This is a genomic window from Pseudomonas sp. P5_A2_2, assembly GCF_054177685.1.
In genome coordinates this window covers 1-1,804 of the sequence record NZ_JBGCUL010000898.1, presented here as the reverse complement: position 1 = coordinate 1,804, position 1,804 = coordinate 1, and the positions used below count along the sequence as shown (strand labels likewise).

Sequence of the window (1,804 nt, the reverse complement as noted above, 5' to 3'; positions counted from 1 at the left end):
GAGCAAGGAAGAGCTGGATGCCCGCGCCRAGCGTTATCAGGTTCGCCTGAGCAAGGTTGGCGAGAACGTCCAGGTCACCGTCGAGAAAAACATCAACACCGTGGCGCCGCCAGAGGTAGCGCGTAAAGTGTTGAGCAAGATTCAGGACAACCTGGGCTGATCCTATGCGTTTTGCCGTTCTCGGCAGCGGCAGTCAAGGGAATGGCACGCTGATATCCAGCGCTGATACGTACGTATTGGTGGATTGTGGTTTTTCCCTGCGGGAAACCGAAAAACGCCTGCTGCGCCTGGGTGTGAACCCTGCGCAGCTGAGCGCGATACTCGTGACCCACGAACATGCCGACCACGTGCATGGCGTGGGTTTGCTGTCTCGGCGCTACAATCTGCCTGTCTACCTCAGTCGCGGGACCTTGCGCGGGATGCGCAAACCGATTGAACCCGCAGGCTTTCTGGCCGGCGGCGAGCAACTGCAAATCGGCGACTTGAGCATCGGTGTCATTGCCGTGGCCCACGATGCACAGGAACCGACGCAGTATGTCTTCAGTGACGGTGAGCGGCGCTTCGGCCTGTTGACCGACCTGGGTTCGTATTGCGACAAGGTGCTGGACGGCTATCGGGACCTCGATGCGTTGATGATCGAGTCCAATCACTGTCGTGACATGCTGGCTCGCGGTCATTACCCGTACTTTCTCAAGCAACGGGTGGGCGGTGAACTGGGACATTTGAATAACCATCAGGCGGCATTCCTGGTGGCCGAGTTGGGCTGGAAAGACCTGCAACACCTGGTCCTGGCCCATCTGAGCAGCAAGAACAACCTGCCGCAGCTGGCCCGGCAATGTTTTGTCGACACCCTCGGGTGCGACCCGGACTGGCTGCAACTGGCCGATCAAGATTCAGGGCTCGACTGGCGCCACATCGCCTAGCCCATCTACTTAGCAAGCGGAGCCCATCATGGAAAAACGTGAAGAACTCTACCGCGGCAAAGCCAAGTCGGTTTACAAGACCGACGACGCTAACCGTTTGATCCTGCTGTTTCGCAACGACACCTCGGCGTTCGACGGCAAGCGCATCGAGCAGCTCGACCGCAAAGGCATGGTGAACAACAAGTTCAACGCCTTCATCATGCAGAAGCTCGAAGCTGCTGGCGTGCCGACCCAATTCGACAAATTGCTGGGCGACAATGAATGCCTGGTGAAAAAACTCGACATGATCCCGGTCGAATGCGTCGTGCGTAACTACGCTGCGGGCAGCCTGGTCAAGCGTCTGGGTGTCGAGGAGGGCATGAAGCTCAATCCTTACACCTTCGAACTGTTCCTGAAGGACGACGCCAAGGGCGACCCGTTCATCAACGAATCCCACGTCGTGGCTTTCGGTTGGGGCACCGCCGAGCAACTGGTTCGCATGAAAGAGCTGTCGCTCAAGGTCAACGAAGTCCTGAGCAAACTGTTCGACGACGCCGGCCTGCTGCTGGTCGACTTCAAGCTGGAATTCGGCGTGTTCCACGATGGCTCCATCGTGCTGGGCGACGAATTCAGCCCGGACGGCTGCCGCCTGTGGGACAAGGCGACCGGTAAGAAAATGGACAAGGACCGCTTCCGTCAGGGCCTCGGTGACGTTATCGAAGCCTACGAAGAAGTCGCCAATCGTCTTGGCGTACCGCTTTAACCGACGCAAGCATCTGATAGCACAGAAATATTTCGCTTAGGGGGTTCGCTTCCTGCGAAAGTGTTGTTATGATGCGCGCCGTTGGAGAGATGCCAGAGTGGCCGAATGGGACGGATTCGAAATCCGTTGTACCTTCACC

At 57.7% G+C, this 1,804-nt stretch carries 2 protein-coding genes and 1 pseudogene; all 3 read left to right on the top strand.

The features are described from left to right. Positions 1–160, top strand: a pseudogene (locus ACXRVY_RS27075) (outer membrane protein assembly factor BamC); the annotation flags it as partial. A 4-nt stretch (positions 161–164) separates the two neighbouring features. Beyond that, positions 165–923: an MBL fold metallo-hydrolase gene (locus ACXRVY_RS27070; RefSeq protein ID WP_223463005.1), complete on the top strand. Its 759-nt coding sequence runs from the start codon at positions 165–167 to the stop codon at positions 921–923. A gap of 28 nt (positions 924–951) precedes the next feature. After that, complete coding sequence (purC, locus tag ACXRVY_RS27065; protein ID WP_007944067.1) at positions 952–1,665, top strand: phosphoribosylaminoimidazolesuccinocarboxamide synthase; 714 nt, start codon at positions 952–954, stop codon at positions 1,663–1,665. Positions 1,666–1,804 lie beyond the last annotated feature (139 nt).

Excerpts from the sequence above, each read along its gene's own strand:
- purC (WP_007944067.1), top strand. The coding sequence starts at position 952 with ATGGAAAAACGTGAAGAACTCTACCGCGGCAAAGCCAAGTCGGTTTAC.
- ACXRVY_RS27070 (WP_223463005.1), top strand. The coding sequence starts at position 165 with ATGCGTTTTGCCGTTCTCGGCAGCGGCAGTCAAGGGAATGGCACGCTG.